At 73.2% G+C, this 17651-nt stretch carries 14 protein-coding genes and 1 pseudogene; 8 read left to right on the plus strand and 7 right to left on the minus strand.

Annotated features, from left to right (window positions below):
• The first annotated feature begins 37 nt into the window (after positions 1 to 37).
• From BKA22_RS05675 to BKA22_RS05705, 7 genes are all read left to right on the plus strand, one after another.
• Positions 38 to 1000, plus strand: coding sequence for an alpha/beta hydrolase (locus BKA22_RS05675; protein ID WP_146952576.1), 963 nt, complete (start codon positions 38 to 40; stop codon positions 998 to 1000).
• Positions 1001 to 1049: 49 nt separating this feature from the next.
• Positions 1050 to 1802: a tRNA (guanosine(46)-N7)-methyltransferase TrmB gene (gene trmB / locus BKA22_RS05680; protein ID WP_146952577.1), complete on the plus strand. Its 753-nt coding sequence runs from the start codon at positions 1050 to 1052 to the stop codon at positions 1800 to 1802.
• Positions 1803 to 1914: 112 nt separating this feature from the next.
• A complete protein-coding gene (locus tag BKA22_RS05685; RefSeq protein ID WP_179561651.1) occupies positions 1915 to 2700 on the plus strand; it encodes a VOC family protein in 786 nt (261 codons plus the stop codon).
• Between the two features lie 47 nt (positions 2701 to 2747).
• Positions 2748 to 3470, plus strand: coding sequence for a LysR family substrate-binding domain-containing protein (locus tag BKA22_RS05690; protein WP_146952579.1), 723 nt, complete (start codon positions 2748 to 2750; stop codon positions 3468 to 3470).
• A gap of 58 nt (positions 3471 to 3528) precedes the next feature.
• Positions 3529 to 4812 (plus strand): diguanylate cyclase domain-containing protein, encoded by a 1284-nt coding sequence (locus BKA22_RS05695; protein ID WP_146952580.1) that lies wholly within the window; start codon positions 3529 to 3531, stop codon positions 4810 to 4812.
• 162 nt (positions 4813 to 4974) lie between these two features.
• Positions 4975 to 5889, plus strand: a complete 915-nt coding sequence (locus BKA22_RS20280; RefSeq protein ID WP_179561652.1) for a sensor domain-containing diguanylate cyclase — start codon at positions 4975 to 4977, stop codon at positions 5887 to 5889.
• 48 nt (positions 5890 to 5937) lie between these two features.
• Positions 5938 to 6204 (plus strand): PASTA domain-containing protein, encoded by a 267-nt coding sequence (locus tag BKA22_RS05705; protein ID WP_146952582.1) that lies wholly within the window; start codon positions 5938 to 5940, stop codon positions 6202 to 6204.
• Here BKA22_RS05705 and BKA22_RS05710 read toward each other — a convergent pair whose 3' ends face one another.
• Together BKA22_RS05710 and BKA22_RS05715 are read right to left on the minus strand one after the other, a co-directional pair.
• On the minus strand, positions 6205 to 7173 hold the full coding sequence (locus BKA22_RS05710; RefSeq protein WP_146952583.1) for a hypothetical protein: 969 nt from the start codon (positions 7171 to 7173) through the stop codon (positions 6205 to 6207).
• A 59-nt stretch (positions 7174 to 7232) separates the two neighbouring features.
• On the minus strand, positions 7233 to 8375 hold the full coding sequence (locus BKA22_RS05715; protein ID WP_223203531.1) for an ATP-binding protein: 1143 nt from the start codon (positions 8373 to 8375) through the stop codon (positions 7233 to 7235).
• A gap of 183 nt (positions 8376 to 8558) precedes the next feature.
• On the opposite strand from BKA22_RS05715, the pseudogene uppS reads away from it, so the two are divergent.
• Positions 8559 to 9233 (plus strand): annotated as a pseudogene (gene uppS / locus BKA22_RS19640) (polyprenyl diphosphate synthase).
• 68 nt (positions 9234 to 9301) lie between these two features.
• On the opposite strand, the gene BKA22_RS05725 reads toward uppS, so the two are convergent.
• From BKA22_RS05725 to BKA22_RS05745, 5 genes are all read right to left on the minus strand, one after another.
• Positions 9302 to 9484 (minus strand): toxin-antitoxin system toxin subunit, encoded by a 183-nt coding sequence (locus tag BKA22_RS05725; protein WP_223203532.1) that lies wholly within the window; start codon positions 9482 to 9484, stop codon positions 9302 to 9304.
• Positions 9485 to 9559: 75 nt separating this feature from the next.
• Positions 9560 to 9844, minus strand: a complete 285-nt coding sequence (locus tag BKA22_RS20100; protein WP_223203533.1) for a ribbon-helix-helix domain-containing protein — start codon at positions 9842 to 9844, stop codon at positions 9560 to 9562.
• A 135-nt stretch (positions 9845 to 9979) separates the two neighbouring features.
• Positions 9980 to 14197 (minus strand): RICIN domain-containing protein, encoded by a 4218-nt coding sequence (locus BKA22_RS05735; protein WP_179561653.1) that lies wholly within the window; start codon positions 14195 to 14197, stop codon positions 9980 to 9982.
• A gap of 113 nt (positions 14198 to 14310) precedes the next feature.
• Positions 14311 to 16077, minus strand: coding sequence for a glycoside hydrolase family 35 protein (locus BKA22_RS05740; protein ID WP_146952584.1), 1767 nt, complete (start codon positions 16075 to 16077; stop codon positions 14311 to 14313).
• 174 nt (positions 16078 to 16251) lie between these two features.
• Complete coding sequence (locus BKA22_RS05745) at positions 16252 to 17568, minus strand: ABC transporter substrate-binding protein (RefSeq protein ID WP_146952585.1); 1317 nt, start codon at positions 17566 to 17568, stop codon at positions 16252 to 16254.
• Positions 17569 to 17651 lie beyond the last annotated feature (83 nt).

Raw genomic sequence — 17651 nt, forward strand, 5'->3', positions numbered from 1 at the left:
ACCCGCGGGGTCGCACCGGCCGTGGCACGATCGCCGCATGGCCGACGTCGACGTCCTCGGGCCCGGATGGACCGCCCGCACCCTGCCGCTGCGACCCGACGGGCTCGGTGACGGCACCTCGCCCGTCGCGACGCTCGTCTCGCGGGTCACCGACGCACCGCAGCGGCGGGCGGTGCTCTACGTGCACGGGTTCGTCGACTACTTCTTCCACGACCACGTCGGCACCGCCCTGGCGGCGCACGGCTACGAGCCGTACGCGCTCGACCTGCGCGACTACGGCCGGTCGATCCGGCCCGGGCGCGACCCGAACTTCACGACCGACCTGTCCGTCTACGCCGAGGAGATCGACGCAGCCGTCCGCGAGCTGCGCACCCGGCACGAGCAGGTCGTGCTGCTCGGGCACTCGACCGGCGGGCTGATCGCCGCGCTGTGGGCCGACGCCCGCCGCGGGGAGCACCTGCTCGACGCCGTCGTGCTCAACAGCCCGTGGCTCGACCTGCGCGGCTCGTGGCTCGAGAGGGTCGTGCTCACCCCGGTGCTCGACCTCGTCGGCCGGCTCGCACCCCGGCTCGTCGTGTCGCACCTCGCGCCGTACTACGGGCGGGCGCTGCACCGGGACACCGGCGGGGAGTGGGACTACGACCTGGCGTGGAAGCCGCTCGACGGGTTCCCGGTGCGGGCCGGGTTCGTGCGGACCGTGCGCCGCGGGCACGCCCGGGTCGCCCGGGGGCTGGCCATCGACTGCCCGGTGCTCGTGCTCGCCTCGGACGCGGCCGGACCCGACGACCGCGAGCACGACGCGCTGCTGACCAGCGACTGCGTGCTCGACCCCGCGCAGATGGTCGCGCGCGCGCCGCTGCTCGGGCCGGACGTCACGGTCGTGCAGGTCCCGGGCGGGGCGCACGACCTGGCCCTGTCCGCGGGACCCGCACGGCAGCGCTACCTGGAGGAGGTCGTGGGCTTCCTCGACGCACGGCTCGGGGTCGCCGCCGCCGGCTGACCGTGCGGCTCGACGGCCGGGCGAGCAGGCGTCCGTAGGCTTGGCGACCGTGAACCTCCCGTCCGACGCGTTCCGGCACGTCGCCGCCCGACCCCACGAGCCGCTGCGCACCTTCCACCCGCGCCGCTCCGTGCTCGGGCACGACCGCGAGGACGCGCTCGACCGGCTCTGGCCCCGGTGGGGCTTCTCGGTGCACGACGAGGACCGTGGGACCGCGCCGCTGACCGAGGCCGGCACGCTCGACACCGAGGCGCTGTTCGGCCGACGCGCGCCCGTGGTCCTCGAGATCGGCTCCGGCATGGGCGAGACGACCGCCGCCATGGCCGCCGCCGACCCCGGACGGGACTACCTGGCGGTCGAGGCGCACCTGCCGGGCATCGCGAACCTCCTGCTGCTCGTCGACCGTGCGGGCCTGACGAACGTGCGGGTCGCCCACGGCGACGCGCTCGACCTGGTCCGCCGGCACCTGCCCGAGGGGAGCCTCGACGCGGTGCACGTGTTCTTCCCCGACCCCTGGCCCAAGGCCCGGCACCACAAGCGGCGGATCATCCAGCCGGTGCACGTCGCCCTGCTGCGCTCGCGGCTGAGGATCGGCGGCGCGCTGCACTGCGCGACCGACTGGCTCGAGTACGCCGAGTCGATGCGCGAGACGCTCGAGGCGGACCCCGGCCTGGACAACCCGGCGGCACCCGTCGGCGGGTTCGTCGCGCGCCCTGCGCACCGGCCGGTCACCAAGTTCGAGCAGCGCGGGCTCGACCTCGGGCACGAGGTGCGGGACCTCGTGGTGCACCGGGTCCGCTGAGCATCGGCCGACCGGGTGACGCGTCCCGCTCGGGTGTCGGATCACCGCCGGTGGTGCTGAGATGGCCGCAGAGGTCCGTCCGCAGGTCGGACCCCTGCGCGGAGGAGCGACGATGACGATCCACCTCGACCACTGGCCGCCGGGAACGCCCGCCTGGGCCGACATCACGGTCCCCGACCTGCAGATCGCCCGGGACTTCTACGGCGGCCTGTTCGGCTGGGAGTTCGAGGTCGGCGGACCCGAGACCGGCGGGTACACGCAGGCGCTCGTCGACGGGCACCGCGTCGTCGGCCTCAGCGAGCCGATGGGCGAGGAGCCTGCACCGCCGCCCGCCTGGTGCCTGTACCTGGCGACCGAGGACGTCGAGGCCGCGACCGAGCGCGCACAGGGGCTCGGCGCCCAGGTGATCTTCCCCGTCATGCAGGTGATGGGCTTCGGCCGCATGGCGATCCTCACCGACCCGACCGGTGCGGTGTTCGGGCTGTGGGAGCCGGGCACGCACAACGGGTGGCAGGTCGTCGACGAGCCCGGCTCCCCCGCGTGGAGCGAGCTCATGTCGCACGACCAGCCTGCGGCCGTCACGTTCTACACCCGCCTGTTCGACCTCACCACGGAGGACATGAGCACCGACGGCTTCCAGTACGCCTCGCTGCACCACGACGGGGCCGCGGTGGTCGGCGTCGGCGGCTACGGCGAGAGCGTGGACGCAGCGGTCCCGGCGGCCTGGACCCTGTACTTCTCCGCGGCCGACGTCGACGCGAGCGTCGCGCGGGTCGTGGAAGGTGGCGGGTCGGTCGTCCGCCCGCCCGAGGACACCCCGTACGGCCGCCTGGCGCTCGTCGCAGGCCCGTTCGGGGAGGTGTTCGCACTCATCGAGTCCGACGCGGCATCCGTCTGACAGGCGCCGCCCAGGTCGCCCACCCCCGTCGTCCGTACGCTGGCGCCGTGAGTCAGCCCTCCGGCAGCACCCCGCCCTCCTCGTTCCGCCTGCTGCTCGTCCCGGGCGTGAACCCGGACCGTTGGCTGCGCGTGTGGGCCGAGCGGCTGCCCGACGTGCCCGTCGAGCTCGTGCACGTCGAACCGCGCGACCAGCTCGCCGGCCTGCACGAGCATCGTGCCGATGCCGGGCTCGTGCGTCTGCCGATCGACCGCACGGGGTTGCAGGTCGTCGAGCTGTGGACCGAGCAGACCGTCGTCGTGGTCCCGCGCGACCACCTGCTCACGGTCGTCGAGGAGGTCGACCCGGCCGACCTGGCCGACGAGACGCTGCTCGTGCCCGACGACGACCTCGTCGGCTGGTCCGACGCCCCCGGACGACGAGCGCTCGGACCGGCGCCGGCGACCACCCGGGACGCGGTCGACCTGGTGCAGGCCGGGACGGGTGTCCTGCTCGTGCCGCAGTCGGTCGCACGCCTGCACCACCGGGCCGAGCTGACGTACCGACCGGTCACCGGGGCGCCGACCACGGGGGTCGGGCTGGCCTGGCTCGTCGAGCAGGACGACGAGCTCGTGCAGGAGCTCGTCGGGATCGTCCGGGGGCGGACGGCCGGAAGCTCGCGCGGCCGGGGCGAGACGGTCCGCAGCTCGGGTGCCAGCACCCGAGCCCGCCCGGATGCTCAGCGGCACAAAGACTCACGGCCGCGCCGCGGGCACCGATCGGGGAGGTGAACGCACGGACGCGCGCGAAGGTCGTCGCGTCCACGAGGACGGGAGGCGGTGACCGCCGATGGACGACGCGCGTGAAGCACTCGAAGCACGCCTCGCCCAGCTCGAGGCCGTCATCGAACGCGCCCCCGTCGGCATCGGCGTGGTCGACCTCGAGGGCCGCACACCGATCACCAACGCCCACCTGCGGCGCATGCTCGGCTACTCCGCCGAGGAGTTCGCCGCGATCCCGTTCGCCACGTACTCCCACCCCGAGGACAACGAGCGCAACCAGAAGCTCTGGGACCGCATGCTCAACGGCGAGATCGACGACTTCGCCATGGAGAAGCGGTTCGTCCGCAAGGACGGCACGCTGGTCTGGGCCGAGCTGACCGTCTCCCTCGTGCGGGACGGGCTGCCCGAGCCGTACGCGATCGGCATGTCCCAGGACATCACCGTCCGCAAGCGCCTCGAGTCCGAGCTGCGGGCCGCCGAGCTGCGTTCGCGCCTGCTCGTCGAACGCGTGCCCGCGGTCGTGTACATCAGCGAGCCCGGCGCGGCGGGGGCGTGGCACTACGTCAGCCCGCAGATCGAACGCATGCTCGGCTACACGCCCGAGGAGTGGATGGGCGACGCCAGCCTGTGGTTCTCCCGCATCCACCCGGCCGACCGCGAGTTCGTGCTCGACCGCACCGTCGAGATCGTGTCGAGCGAGCACGGCCAGCTGAACTCCAGCACGTACCGGCTCACGCACCAGGACGGGCGGACCGTGTGGGTCCGCGACGACTCGGTCGTGCTGCGCGACCCCTCGGGGCGCGTCGCGTTCCACGGCGTGATCGTCGACGTCACCGCCGAGAAGGCCCTCGAGGCCCAGCTCGAGCACCAGGCCGCGCACGACTCGCTCACCGGCCTGGTCAACCGCACCCGGTTCCGCCGCGAGGTCGACGAGGCCATCGCCGCACTGACCACCCGGCGGCGCCGACCCGCGGTGCTGTTCGTCGACCTCGACGACTTCAAGGACGTGAACGACCGCTTCGGGCACACCGTCGGCGACCACCTGCTCGTCGCCGTCGGCGCGGCCCTGGCGGACACCGTCGGCCCCGGTGGCACCGCGGCACGGTTCGGCGGCGACGAGTTCGCCCTGCTCGTGCACGACCTGCCCGAGGACCGTGTCGCCGACTTCACCACGCAGGTGCTCGCCGCGGTGCGCAGCGCCACCGTCGAGCACGAGGGCACCGACGTGCACGTCGACGCGAGCGTCGGCGCGGCGGTCATCGGCCCGGGCGACACCGTCGAGCAGCTGCTGCGGCGTGCCGACGCCGCGATGTACGTCGCCAAGCGCGCGGACGACACCGACCCGGCGTAGGCCGCCAGACCCGGTACCCAGGCGCACCAGCCGCACCACGGGTGCGGGTGAATCGTGCCCGCCGAGACGAAAGTCCCCGCGTGCGGGCCGTCGCGCGGCCGATCCTCACAGGTCGGGGCGCCGAGCGGCGCACCGAGCAGACAAGTGGACAAGAGGAGCTCGGTGCCCGAACCCCGTGCCGACGACTTCGGTCGCGCCGTGCTCGACCAGCTGGGCGAGGCCGTCTACGTCGTCGACCGCAGCAACCGCATCGTGTACTGGAACGCGCAGGCGGAGGCTCTCACCGGCTTCACCGCCGAGCAGGCCGTGGGCCGCTGGTGCGGGGACGGCCTGCTCAACCACGTCGACGAGCTGGGGCGCCCGATGTGCGGTCCGACCGTCTGCCCGCTGCGCCTGACGACGCTCGACGGTGACACCCGGAGCGCCCGGGTCTTCGCCCACCACAGCGCGGGCCACCTGACGCCCGTCCAGGTCACGGCATCCGCGCTGCGTGACGCCACCGGCACGATCATCGGGGCCGTCGAGACGTTCCACGACGACTCGGACGCCGTCGCGTCCGCCGGTCGCATCCGGGAGCTGCAGGACCAGGCCCGGCTCGACCCGCTGACCCGGCTCGGCAACCGCCGCCACCTGGAGGACCGGCTCGCCGCGCGTCTGGCCGAGCTGCACCGTGGCCGCGCCGGCTTCGGCCTGCTGCTGCTCGACCTCGACGGGTTCAAGTCGATCAACGACACGTTCGGGCACCTGGTCGGTGACGACTGCCTGCGCGGCGTGGGAGCCAGCCTCGCGGCGGGCAGCCGGGTCGACGAGGACGTCGTCCGGTACGGCGGCGACGAGTTCCTCGTGCTCACCTCGGTCGAGGACGCGGACGCGCTCGGGGCCGTGGCGGCGCGTCTCGCCGGGCTCGTGCACCACACCCGGGTGCACGGGCTGACCGGGGGCCGCCACCTCACGGTGTCCGGAGGGGCGGTGCTCGCCCGCGCGGACGACGACGAGGACTCGCTGCTCGCCCGGGCCGACGAGGCCCTGTACGCCGCCAAGCGGTCCGACCGCGGCACGGTGCACCTCGGCGTCTGAGCGGCGCAGAGGCGTGCGGGCGGCACCGACCCGGTGTAGAACCTGCCTGTGACGCGAGCCCGCAGAGCGGTGTGGCAGTCGGTCGGAGCCGTCGTGGTGGTCGGGCTCGTCCTGGCCTTCGGGACCACGACCGTGCCCGACGTGATCGGCGACGACACCCGGACAGCGATGCAGCGGCTGGACGCCGCGGGCCTGTCGGACCCGCACATCGCCGGCGCGGGAGACACCGTCGTGGACGTGATCCCCGAGGTCGGTACCCGCGTCGTGCGGTTCTCGGGCGTCGAGCTCGTCTTCGGCGAGGGTGCGGACGGCTGACTACGCGTCTCGTGGCACCCCACGCAGGGCGGCGAGGACGGCCGAGCCGTCCGGGAGGACCAGGTCGAGGCTCGTCGCACCGCTGACGAGCGAGACGACGCGCACGCCGCGCAGGGCCGGGTGCGGCCGCTCGACGAGCGCGGTGCGACCGGTCGGCAGCACGGTGTGGACCAGCGACTGCACGGGCTTGGAGCCGGTCGTGCACCAGCTGCGGCGGTGCAGCACGTGCAGCTCACGCGGGCCGGCGAGCAGCACGCAGGCGTGCACGGTCACGGGCCGCCAGGCGTCGAGCAGGGACGCCCACCCCGTCCGGGGTGCGCGGGTGCGGGGCTGCAGCACGGGGGCCGGCAGTCCCGGCTCGCGCTCCTGCAGGTCTTGCAGCGCGCTGACCAGGCCGACGTCGTCGCGCCCGAGCGCGTAGGCGGGCATCCGGTGCACGGAGGCGTCGGCCGGGGCGGGCGGGAGCCAGCCGAGGAAGGCGAGCTCGCGCAGCACCGCGGCCAACCCGTCGAGCACGTCGGACTGCGACCCGTTGTAGGGCACCGTCAGGGCCGAGCCCGAGCCCGCGGGGGACGCACCCCACCCGGTCGGCGCGGGTGCGGTCTGCGAACCGGCACCGTGCAGCACGAACAGGCCGTCGAGCAGGTCGGTGCTGTTCTGCACGGCGGTGATCTGCGGGTGCGGCACGACGGAGACGTCGTACGCGCCGGGAGCGCCGTGCCTGCGGCTGAGCACCGTGAGCCCGCGCGGGTCGACCACCAGCAGGCGGTCGTAGAGGTCCATGCCGGGCTGCACGTCGCGCCGGGTGATCGGGCGCGGGACCTTCAGGACGAGCAGGCTCTCGGCGAGGTCCACGCCGTGCGGCCGGAACAGCGGCGGCACGTCCTCGGGGGTGCGGACCGGCAGAACCCAGGGGCCGAACTGGTCGATCTCGGTGCGGTCGGACCAGTCGGCCACGGTGTCGGACATGCGGTCATCCTCCACCCGCCGCAGGTCAGCGACACCCACCGTTCGACGACGTCACCCGCTCAGAGCGGGACCCGCACGTCCGAACCGCCCTCGGGCGTCTGCCGCCGCGCCATCTGCACGACCGCCGCCTGCCCGACGAACCCGCCGGCGAACAGCACCTGACCCTGCCGGAACCCCGGCGAGCGCTGCAGCAGCTCGGCGGGCGCGAACCCGAACCAGTCGGCCAGCTCGGCCAGGTCGCGCGGCGAGCTCATCTTCATCAGACCGAGGTTGTCGCACTGCGAGAGGGCGTTCGGGTGGATCTTCGAGGGCCGCTGCGTCGACAGCAGCAGCCACAGCCCGTACTTGCGTCCCTCCGCGGCGATCTGCACGATCCGTTCCGTCAGCGCGACCTCCACCGGGTCGAACGGTTCCGCCGAGCACAGGTTGTGCGCCTCGTCGATGACGACGAGCAGCGGCTCCCGACGGTCGCGGCTGGCCCACAGGTGGTCGAGCACCGCGAGCGCAGCGACCTTCGGCTCGTGCTGCGTGGCGAAGCCGCTCAGGTCGAGCACGGTGGCCCGGGGACGCGCGTCGACGACGTCCTCGGCGGACGCCGCACCCCACGCCCACAGATCCCACTCGAGCACGCCGAGGTTCTGCAGCCGCAGCAGCAGCTGATGCCGCGCGTGCGAGTCGGAGTCGTGCAGCGCCGCGTAGAAGCCCTCGCGGCCGGGCGTCCGGGTGGCGAACGCGTCCGCCAGGTGGAGCAGCTCGTTGTACTCCTCGGCGTCACGCATCGGGTCGAGGCGCAGCACCGCGGCCTTCATGCGGATGTCCATCGCGGCGAACCGCACGTGCAGCCGCTCGGGCCAGTCGACGCCCTGGGCGGCGTCGGGGTGCGGACCGGAGCGCAGCACCCGGATCTCCTGCCCGGCCAGGGCCGCGGCGACCTGCGGGTCCGCGTCCTCGCGCACCTCCGCGAGCCGCACGAAGTCCGCGTTCGGGTCCAGCACGAGGATCGGCAGCCGGGTCTGCACGAGCAGCTGCTCGAGCACGACGCCGAGCGCGTACGTCTTGCCGGACCCCGACTGGCCGCACCAGAACGTGTGCCGGTTGAACCGCGTCGGGTCGAGCACGGCGGGCGCCCTCGGGTCGCCGGCCGACGCGTCCTCGGCCTGGTCGACGAGCGTGCCCACGGGCAGGTGCGGCGTCGTGTCCACGACTCGTACGGTAGGGCGGGGCCGCCGTTCCCGCCTTCGGTGGGAAGCGGCGCTGCTAGCGTCGCGGGCATGCCGGAGCCGGACCTGCACCCTTGGTACCGGGCTCTGATCGATCGACCCGCCCGGTGGGCACTGGGCCGCCAGCTGCGTGACCTGCCGCGTCCGCACCACCTCGGTCTGATCATGGACGGCAACCGTCGGTGGGCTCGTGCGCACGGCTCCGACGATCCCCGCGTCGGTCACAGCGCAGGAGCGGAGCACCTGGAGACGGTGCTCGGCTGGTGCGACCGGACCGGCGTCGAGCGCGTGAGCGTCTACGTGATGTCGGTCGACAACCTGACCAAGCGCGACGGCGGTGAGGTCGACCACCTGCTGCACCTGCTCGAGACGACGATCCCCGGCTACCTGAGCCGGCCCGGAGGCCGATGAGCCCTGCAGCTCGTCGGGCGTCTCGACCACCTGCCCGCCTCGACGTCCGCCGCCCTGGGACGGGCCGTCGAGGCGACGCGCGGCCGACCGCGGACGGTGACGCTCGCCATCGGCTACGACGCGCACGACGAGATCGTCGACGCCGTCCGCGCGGTGCTCCGGGACGCCGCTGCGACAGCCGACGGGAACCTCCTGACGATCGCCGAGTCGATCACGCCGGAGCTCATCGACGCCCGGATCGCCTCGGCGGGGTCGGACATCGACCTGGTGATCCGGACGAGCGGCGAGCAGCGGCTGTCCGGGTTCTTCCCGTGGCGCAGCGCCGACGCCGAGCTGCTGTTCGTCGACGTGCACTGGCCGGCGTTCACGTACGTCGGGTTCCTGCGGGCGCTGCGCACGTACGGGCAGCGTCGGCACCGCCAGGGCTGAGCCTGCGGTTGGCCACCGGGCGCCGCCGCAGGCGGCCGAGGGCACCCCACCACCGTCGCCGGCGCGCACTACATCGTGTCGAGGTACTGGGGGCGGGCCTTCATGGCGTGGATGAGCAGCGCCGCATCGGCGTCGGAGTCGAAGACAAGGACGACGGGCTCAAGAATCCGCCCGGCGGGGTCGAAGCCGAGCAGGAGCCAACGACGCGGGTCGTCCTCGTCATCGAGCGAGCGGTTCACGGCGCAGGACATGGCTCGTGGCGTGGAGCACGGCTTGGTCGGTCAACCGATCGCGGTCGTCGTGCTTGCGCGCAGAGGGGTGCAGCCTCACGCGACGTGCGACCAGGCGCGCACTGCCGCACGGATTGCCTCGGACTGACTGGTGAACCCCTCGGCCTGGGCGCGCGCGTTCAGAGCTGCGAGCGTGCCCTCGTCCAGGCGCACCGTCACAGCCCGGCCGGGCCCGTCACCCAGGGCCGGACGCCCGCGCCGCCGCCGCCGCAGTGCAGGCAGGTCGTAGCCGGCCTCGGCCTCCTCTGCCCAGGTGCGCACCTGGGCGTCGTCAACCTCAGCGCCATGGATGGTTCCGTAGACGACCCGTTCGTCACTCACCGAAATAACGTATACGAAATAGCGGCCGCGGCGCGAGCCCTCTTGCGCACTCACGCAACAGCAAGAGAGGTGCGTCGGGGGCCGCCGCGGTTCCATCCGCGGCGGCCCCCGGCTCATCCGGTCAGCGGCCCGCCGTCAGCGCCACACCCACGGGCACCCGCCGCGGTGGGCGGTGACGACCACGGCGGACGAGGTGCGTGCCTCAGAGGTGACGTAGCCGCGGGCCGCGGCGGTCACGGTGACCGTGAGCGCCCTGCCCGCGTCGGCGGGGCGCGGCACGTAGGTGGCCTGGTTCGCGCCGCGGACGGCCCGCCCGTCGACCGCCCAGCTGTAGCTGAGCTGCGCGCGACCGGGGTCGGAGCCGACGACCGCGGTGACCCGCGTGCCGACCTGTCCGCTGCCGTGCAGGGTCACCGCGGTGACGGCGACCTGCCGCTGCACGAGGACCCGGTAGACGAGCGTGCTGCCGTCCTCCGCGGTGACCGTGACCGTCCCGGTGCCCCGGCCGTCCGCGGGCTGCACGAGGCGGACTGTGGCGGTGGGGTCGGCGGTCGTGGCGGCCAGGGTCGGCCAGGCCGAGCCGGCGCTGCGCACGGTGTAGCCGGTGGTGGCCGGGTCGAAGCCGGTGACGGTCGTGCCGTTCAGCGTGAGCGTCGCCAACCGGGCGTCCGAGGACAGAGGCTGCACGGTCACCGGCGCGGACTCCCCCGTGCCGTCGACCAGACCCTCGGCGGACGCGACGGCGCGGACTGTGAGGGCCTTGCCGCCGGCGGAGGCCGGCACCACGAGCGTGCTGCCCGTGGCCCCGTCGATCGCCTGGCCGTCGACCAGCCACGTCAACGCGACGGCCGCGTCGGCGGGGTCGGTGGTGACCTGGGTGGTGACGGTCTGCCCGACCTTCGCGGTGCCGAGCACCTCGACGGTGTCGACCGTGGCGTGCCGGACGACGGTGACCGTGGTGGTCGTGGTCGTCGTGCCGTCGGCCGCGGTCACCCGGACCGTGCCGATGCCGCCGTTCGCGGCGGTCGGCTGGGTGAGTCGGACGGTGGCGTCGTCGTCGGTGGGCACCGCGGCGAGCGTCGGGAACGCGGTCCCGTCGACGTCCACGGTGTAGTCCGAGACGGTCGGGTCGAAGCCGGGCACGCTCGTCCCGTCGAGGCGTAGCGCCCCGAGCGAGGCGACCGAGGACGCGGCGGGACCGGAGGCCTGGACCTCCACCTCGGAGACGATCAGGTGCGTGTTCGCGTACGCGTTGAGCACGAACCGCACGGCCGTCGCGTCCACGCCGCCGAGAGGCACCGTGACCACGGGGGCCGAGCCGTTCGCCGGTGAGGTCACCGGCACGGCCGTCTCGTAGCCGGGGACGGCGACCCAGGTGCCGGTGGCGTCCTGGACCTGCGCCTGCAGCGACTGCGCCCAGCTGGTCGAGGACCCGTCCTTGTAGAACCAGATCGTCGCCTCGCTCAGCTGGCGGGCGCCGCCGAACGTGTAGGTGAGGGTGTCGGAGGCGTTCTTGTTCGAGCCCTTCCAGTTGGACCAGCCCTTGTCGGTGCGGTCACCGTTGCGGGTGCGGTCCACGGAGTAGGCCGAGCTCTCGGTGAAGGTGGCCGAGGCCGTCGTGGTGGGCAGCGTGGCGATGTTGCTGGTGCTGCGCGCGGTGAGGATCACCGTGAGCGTGGCCGGCAGCGGTGCGGCGGACGGGTCGTTCGAGGTCGCGGTGCCGGGCACCGCGACGGTGCCGACGCCGGTCAGGTCCGCGTCGGTCAGCGCGGAGAAGTCCCACGTGACAGGTGCGGCGAACGTGGCCGACGAGGCGCCTACGCGGGCCGGGACCGTGGTGGGTGCGACGGCCTGCACCGAGGCGAGGGACGCCCCGGCGAACGTGGTCACGGACACCGGGTCGGTCAGCGTGTAGCCGCCGACGTCGACCGTGGCGACGGCCTCGACCGTGCCGCCGTAGACGTCGGTCGCCGTGCCGTGCACGACGACCTGACCGGTCGTGGCCCACTGATCCTCGCCGGGAAGCTGCCACGTCACCGGGGCCGGCACGCCGGTGCCCCAGACGTAGGTCGGCACGACGGTCGACGGCAGGGTCGGCACCACGCCGACGACGGTCGCGAGCGTGACCGGTCGGCTGCCGGTGGCCTGCGTGCTGCGGGCCCGCCACAGCTGGTTGGTGCCACCGTTGGAGGTGTAGACCCCGACGGTCGCGTTCTCGGCGGTCGACTGGCCACCGACGTCGAGCGCGGTGCCCAGACCCTGGTTGACCAGGGCGAACGTGCTGCCGTCGGTCGTGCTGAGGACCCAGCGCGTCGCCGGGTCGGCGGCTGCCGCCTCGACGCCCACGCTGCGCAGGTCGGTGCCGGCCGACGTGGCCCCGAGCACCCTGCCCTGCTGGTCGGTGAGCACGACTCGTCGCGTCGACTCCCGGGTGGCGCCGGTTCCGGGCACCTCGTGCACGGTCCACACCTGGGCGGAGGCCGCCGCGGCGGTGGTGCCGGGCGTCGTCAGGGTCGTCGCGGCGGTGCCGGAGGTCGCGGTGAGCGCCTTGCTGCTCTGCACGCCGACCAGCTGCACCGTGCCGCCGTCGGGCAGCAGCGCCGCGGAGTCGGCCACACCGGAGACGCCGTCGACGACGATCGAGGACACGGACCGGGCGGGCAGCGTCAGGGTGACGGTGCGCGCAGCGGCGTCGACCGCGACCGGGGTCCCGGCCACGAGGGCGTTCTGCCCGGGGGCGTCGGCCGGCGACTGGGTCGTCACGTACGGGGTCGCGGTGGCACCCGCGGCGATCTGGCCGTAGCGGGACAGGTCGACCGTGACGGACAGGTCCGTGCTGCCGGTGTTCGTGTAGACGACCGTGGTCGCCGTGCCGTCCGCCGAGACCGCGGCCGTGGCGTTCGTGCTCGTCGTCGGCACGATGCGGTCACCGGGACGGATGAAGTGCGTGAAGTTGCGGGTCGTGTCGTACTTCGTGTTCGTCACGATCGAGCACTCCGGGACCTGCGTGCTGTCCCCGCCCGCCGCGGCCACCCGCCGCGCCGACTTGAACACCTGCGTGCCGGCCTCGTCGTAGTACTGGCAGTCCAGGTCGACGAACACCGAGCCCCAGTTGGTGTTCTCGCCCGTGGCCTCCATGTTGTAGCGGTCCTCGACGGGCTGCCAGAACACCCACGCCTGCGACTCGAGCTCGCGCAGGTCGTCCGTGATGCGGCCGGCCAGGCCCAGACCGTTGGTGATGCTCGACGGGTTCCAGCCGGAGACCCACGAACCCTCGACCTCGCTCATCCACAGGGCCTTGTCGGCCGTCTTGGCGATGTCGCGGACCGTGACCCGGCTGCCCGTGCCGTACGTGTGCACGTTGAGCTGGTCGATCGCGTCGCGCGTGGCCTGGTCGTAGCCGTTCCAGTTGGTGACGAACGTGCCGGGGTTCGTCTCGTCCATCGCGGAGACGACGGCGTCGGTGGTCGTCGCCGGGTCGCCGAGCTGCGCGGCGAGGGCGTCGATGAGGTCGGCCTGCCGGGCCGGGCCCACGTGCATGCCCTCCTGGCGTCCGCCCGTCGGCACACCGTTGGTCAGGGTCGTGCCCCAGTAGCTGGTGTTCGGCTCGTTGAGCGGGTCGATGGTGTCGACGTCGATCCCGTACTCGTCCTCGAGCGCCTCGGTGACGTGCGTGAGGTACGCGGCGAAGTCGTCGACGGCCTCCGGCTTGAGCTGCTCGGCGCTGCTGTTCGTGCCGCCGGAGACGTAGCCGGACTCGGTCATGAAGTACGGGGCCGAGTTGGCGAACGTCTCCCAGTGCGTGATCTGGCCGTCGGCCGCCAGCTGCTGGACCCACCAGCGCTGGGTGGCGTCGGCGGTCAGGTCGTAGTCCGCGGGGTCGTCGGCGTCCCAGGCGGCCAGGACGGCCGCGCGGTCGGCGTAGCTCGTCGTCGCGCCGTACAGCTCACCGGTGGTGTCGGCCTTCCACCAGCCCTCGACCGCGCCGCCGGGCCGCAGGTAGTCCACGACGTCGGAGGCGTTGCCGCCGCCGATGTTGTACCGGGCGATGTTCAGGTCGAGGCCCTCCTCGCTGAACAGCAGGTCGTACAGCTCCTGCCGCAGCTCGGCCGGGTAGTCGCCGGTCGCGTTGGCGAACCACACCAGGCTCGTGCCCCAGCCCTCGAACGGCTCGGAGGCCGCCCACGGGTTCGGGGTCACGGTGACCGAGGGGATGGCTGCGGCGGCGGCGGTGGCCGCGGCGGCGGTGGTCGGCGTCGCGGACGCCACGGTCGGCACAGCGGTGAAGGCGCAGGTGGCCAGAGCGAGCGCCGTGACGCCCGCCCCCGCCCTGCGCCGTGACGTCGTTGTCATCGGCTCTCTCTCGGTGCAAGGAATGGTCGGATGACGCCGTCCCTGGCCCGTGCCCGTCCGCGTCCGTGCGTCCGGTCCCCGGTCGTGCTGGTCCTGCTGGTCGTTCGTGCGGGTCAGTGCTCGGTGTGCCCCAGCTCGGGTCCCTCGACGAACGGCAGGGTGCCGTCGGGCGCCGCCAGCAGCTCGAGGACGACGACCCGGTCGTGCGCACCCGCCACGGCCGGGGCGGGCACGTAGAGGGTGGTCTGCGGCCCCTTGCTCCAGTACCGGCCGAGCGAGGTGCCGTTGACCCACACGACGCCCTTGCCCCACCCGCGCGTCGACACGAACAGGTCGTGCCCCGCGGGCAGGTCGGACTCCCAGAGGCTCAGCGAGGGCCCCGGCACCGGGCCGGTCGTCACGGGCGCGTCCGCGAACACCGCGGGGTCGGCCACGAGCGCGTCGAGCGGCACGGGCAGCACCTGCCAGCCGGTCAGCGGCAGGCCGCCGAGCAGCGCGGGGCCGATCAGGCCCTTGGGCTCACCGATCCGCGGCCCGTAGTTGACCCGCCCCTGGTCCTCGACGAGCACGTCGAGCCGAGCGTGTCCGACGCCGGGCAGGGTCAGGCTCGTCCCGTGCTCGGAGCGGTCGATGACGCCCACGGGGCGGCCGTCGAGGAACACCTGCGCGCGGTCGCGGACCTCGGTGAACGCCAGGACGGTCGGCTCGGGCAGGTCGACCTGCGTGCGGTGCAGCACGAACCCGCCGAGCACACCGATCGCGTCGTGCGTGGGCAGATCGTGGGAGTCGACCCAGCCGGTCCCGCGGTCGAGCGCGTCCCACAGGCTCACGGTCCGTCGGCCCTGCAGCAGCGTGAACGTCGGTGACGGGGTCCGGGTCGGCGCGGTCTGCTCGGGCAGCGGCGTGTACCGGCCGAGCACCTCACGGAACGCGTCGTACTTGGCGGTGCGGGTGCCGTCCTCGGCGAGCGGGGCGTCGTAGTCGTACGACGTGACGGTCGGCTGGTAGACGCCCTTGTCGTTCGCGCCGTTGGTGAACCCGGCGTTCGTGCCGCCGTGGAACATGTAGACGTTGACCGACGCGCCGCTCGCGAGCAGCTCGTCGAGGTCGTGCGCGGAGGCCGCCGGGTCGGTGGTGTGGTGGTGCGCGCCCCAGTGGTCGAACCAGCCGTCCCAGAACTCCATGCACATCAGCGGCCCGGTCGGCTGGTGCCGGCGCAGCACCTCGAGGCGCTCGGCGGAGCGGGAGCCGAACGTGGCGGTGCGGTGCAGCTCGGGCAGCCCGCCGCGCTTGAGCATCGCGTCGTCGGCCTGGTCGCAGCTGAGCAGCGGCACGTCGATGCCGGCGCCGCGCGTGATGCCGACCAGGGCGCGCAGGTAGTCCTTGTCGTCGCCGTACGCGCCGTACTCGTTCTCGACCTGCACGGCGATCACCGGCCCGCCGCGCGTGACCTGGCGCTCGGCGACGATCGGCAGCACCTGCTGCAGGTACTCGCCGACGGCCGCCATGTACACGGGCTCGTTCCGGCGCACGCCGACGCCGGGGGTGCTGAACAACCAGGCGGGGAACCCGCCGTTGTCCCATTCGGCGCAGATGTAGGGGCCGGGGCGCACGATCGCGTGCAGGCCCTCGGCGGCGACCAGGTCGAGGAACCGGCCCAGGTCGCGGCCGCCGGTGGTGTCGAACACGCCGCGCTGCGGGGCGTGCACGTTCCAGGCGACGTACGTCTCGATGGTGTTCAGGCCCATGAGGCGGGCGGACCGGATGCGGTCGGCCCACAGGTCGGGGTGGACCCGGAAGTAGTGGAGGGCACCGGAGAGCACCTGGTACGGCTCACCGTCGAGCAGGAAGTCGTGCTCGCCGATCTCGAAGGTGGGCATGGTTCGGTCAGGGCTCCTCGTCCGGGTGCCGGGCGCGCCGGGGGCGCGTGCTGGGCTGGTGCTGGTGCGCGTGGCCGCGGGTGGACCCGCGTGGTCCGGGTGGTCCCGGTCCGGCCGCCTCGGCGGTGGTGGGGTTCGGCTCCCCACCACCGCCGAGGGATCAGGTCAGGCAGGTCACTTGACCGTGAAGCCCTGCTCGTTGCCGTAGTCGATCGACTGCTGCTGCCAGGCGGCGAGACCGTCGACGAGCGTGGTGCCCGAGACGTAGGCCTGGCCGACCGTGTCGTTGAAGATGCTGTTCGCGTAGACCTGGAACGGCAGGTACTGCCACCCGGTCACGACGTCGGCCGCCGACTGCGAGAGCACCTCGTTGACCTTCTGGCCGCCGAAGTAGTCGAACTCCTTGTTGAGGAACTCCTCCGACTCCAGGTCGGCCGTGGTGGCCGGGAAGCCGCCGCCGTCGATGCGGATCTGCACGCCGCCACCGGCGGAGAGGTACTCGAGGAAGTCGTACGCGAGCGCCTTCTGCTCGCTGGCCTCGGTCACGGCGAGGGAGCTGCCGCCGTTCTCGGCGGTGTCGCTGGCCCCGGCCTCCCACTGCGGCATCTGCGCGACGCGCCAGTCACCCGCGGCGTCCGGCACGCCGGACTCGAGGTTGCCGGGCATCCACGCGCCGATGGTCAGGGTGGCGATGGTGCCGTCGCCCAGGCCCTGGTACCACTCGTCGCTCCACGAGCTGATGGGCGCGAGGAGGTCCTCGTCGATGAGCTGCTGCCACAGCTCGGCGAACTTCGTCGAGCCCTCGTCGGCGAGGTCGATGCCGACGTCGGTGCCGTCGACCGTGAAGGGGTTGCCGCCGGCCTGCCAGATCATCGACGTGGTGAAGCCGGCGTCGCCGGTGTCGTTGGTGATGTAGGCGTTCGGGTCGGCCGCGTGGATCGCACGGGCTGCCGCGAGGTACTCGTCCCACGTGGTGGGGATGGCGATGCCGTACTTCGTGAAGACGCTCTCGTTGTAGAAGAGCGCCATCGGGCCGGAGTCGGCGGGCAGGCCGTAGATGGCGTCGCCCTGGTGGACCGCGTTCCACGGTCCGGGGGAGAACGTGCCGTCGAGGGAGTCGGCGCCGAACTCGGTGAGGTCGGCGAGCGAGCCGGCGATGGCGAACTGCGGCAGCGCGTAGTACTCGATCTGCGCGACGTCGGGCACGCCGGAGCCGGCGGCGATGGCGTTCTGCAGCGCGGTGTACTGGTCGTTGCCGGTGCCGGCGTTGACGACCTCGATCGTCACGTCGGGGTGCTCGGCCGTGTAGGCGTCGGCGATGGGCTGGACGGTGTTGTCCCAGGCCCAGACGGTGAGCGAGCCGCTGTCGGGTGCGGCGGAGCTCGCGTCGTCGGAGCCGGAGTCGCCGGAGCTGCACGCGGTGAGCGCGAGCGCCAGGGCCCCGGCGAGGGCGGTGCCTCGCAGGAGCGTGCGACGGAAGGTGGTCGTCATGGGGTTTCCTCTCACTTCGTTGTCAGGGAACGACGGGGATGCTGGTGGTTCTGGTTCAGGTGCCGGCTCGGGATGGTGACGTG

The sequence above is a fragment of the Cellulomonas soli genome (genome assembly GCF_013409305.1).
In the GTDB taxonomy this organism is placed as follows: domain Bacteria; phylum Actinomycetota; class Actinomycetes; order Actinomycetales; family Cellulomonadaceae; genus Cellulomonas; species Cellulomonas soli.

Excerpts from the sequence above, each read along its gene's own strand:
- BKA22_RS05675 (WP_146952576.1), top strand. The coding sequence starts at position 38 with ATGGCCGACGTCGACGTCCTCGGGCCCGGATGGACCGCCCGCACCCTG.
- BKA22_RS05685 (WP_179561651.1), top strand. The coding sequence starts at position 1,915 with ATGACGATCCACCTCGACCACTGGCCGCCGGGAACGCCCGCCTGGGCC.
- BKA22_RS05695 (WP_146952580.1), top strand. The coding sequence starts at position 3,529 with ATGGACGACGCGCGTGAAGCACTCGAAGCACGCCTCGCCCAGCTCGAG.
- BKA22_RS05710 (WP_146952583.1), bottom strand. The coding sequence starts at position 7,173 with ATGTCCGACACCGTGGCCGACTGGTCCGACCGCACCGAGATCGACCAG.
- BKA22_RS05725 (WP_223203532.1), bottom strand. The coding sequence starts at position 9,484 with ATGTCCTGCGCCGTGAACCGCTCGCTCGATGACGAGGACGACCCGCGT.
- BKA22_RS05735 (WP_179561653.1), bottom strand. The coding sequence starts at position 14,197 with ATGACAACGACGTCACGGCGCAGGGCGGGGGCGGGCGTCACGGCGCTC.
- BKA22_RS05740 (WP_146952584.1), bottom strand. The coding sequence starts at position 16,077 with ATGCCCACCTTCGAGATCGGCGAGCACGACTTCCTGCTCGACGGTGAG.
- BKA22_RS05745 (WP_146952585.1), bottom strand. The coding sequence starts at position 17,568 with ATGACGACCACCTTCCGTCGCACGCTCCTGCGAGGCACCGCCCTCGCC.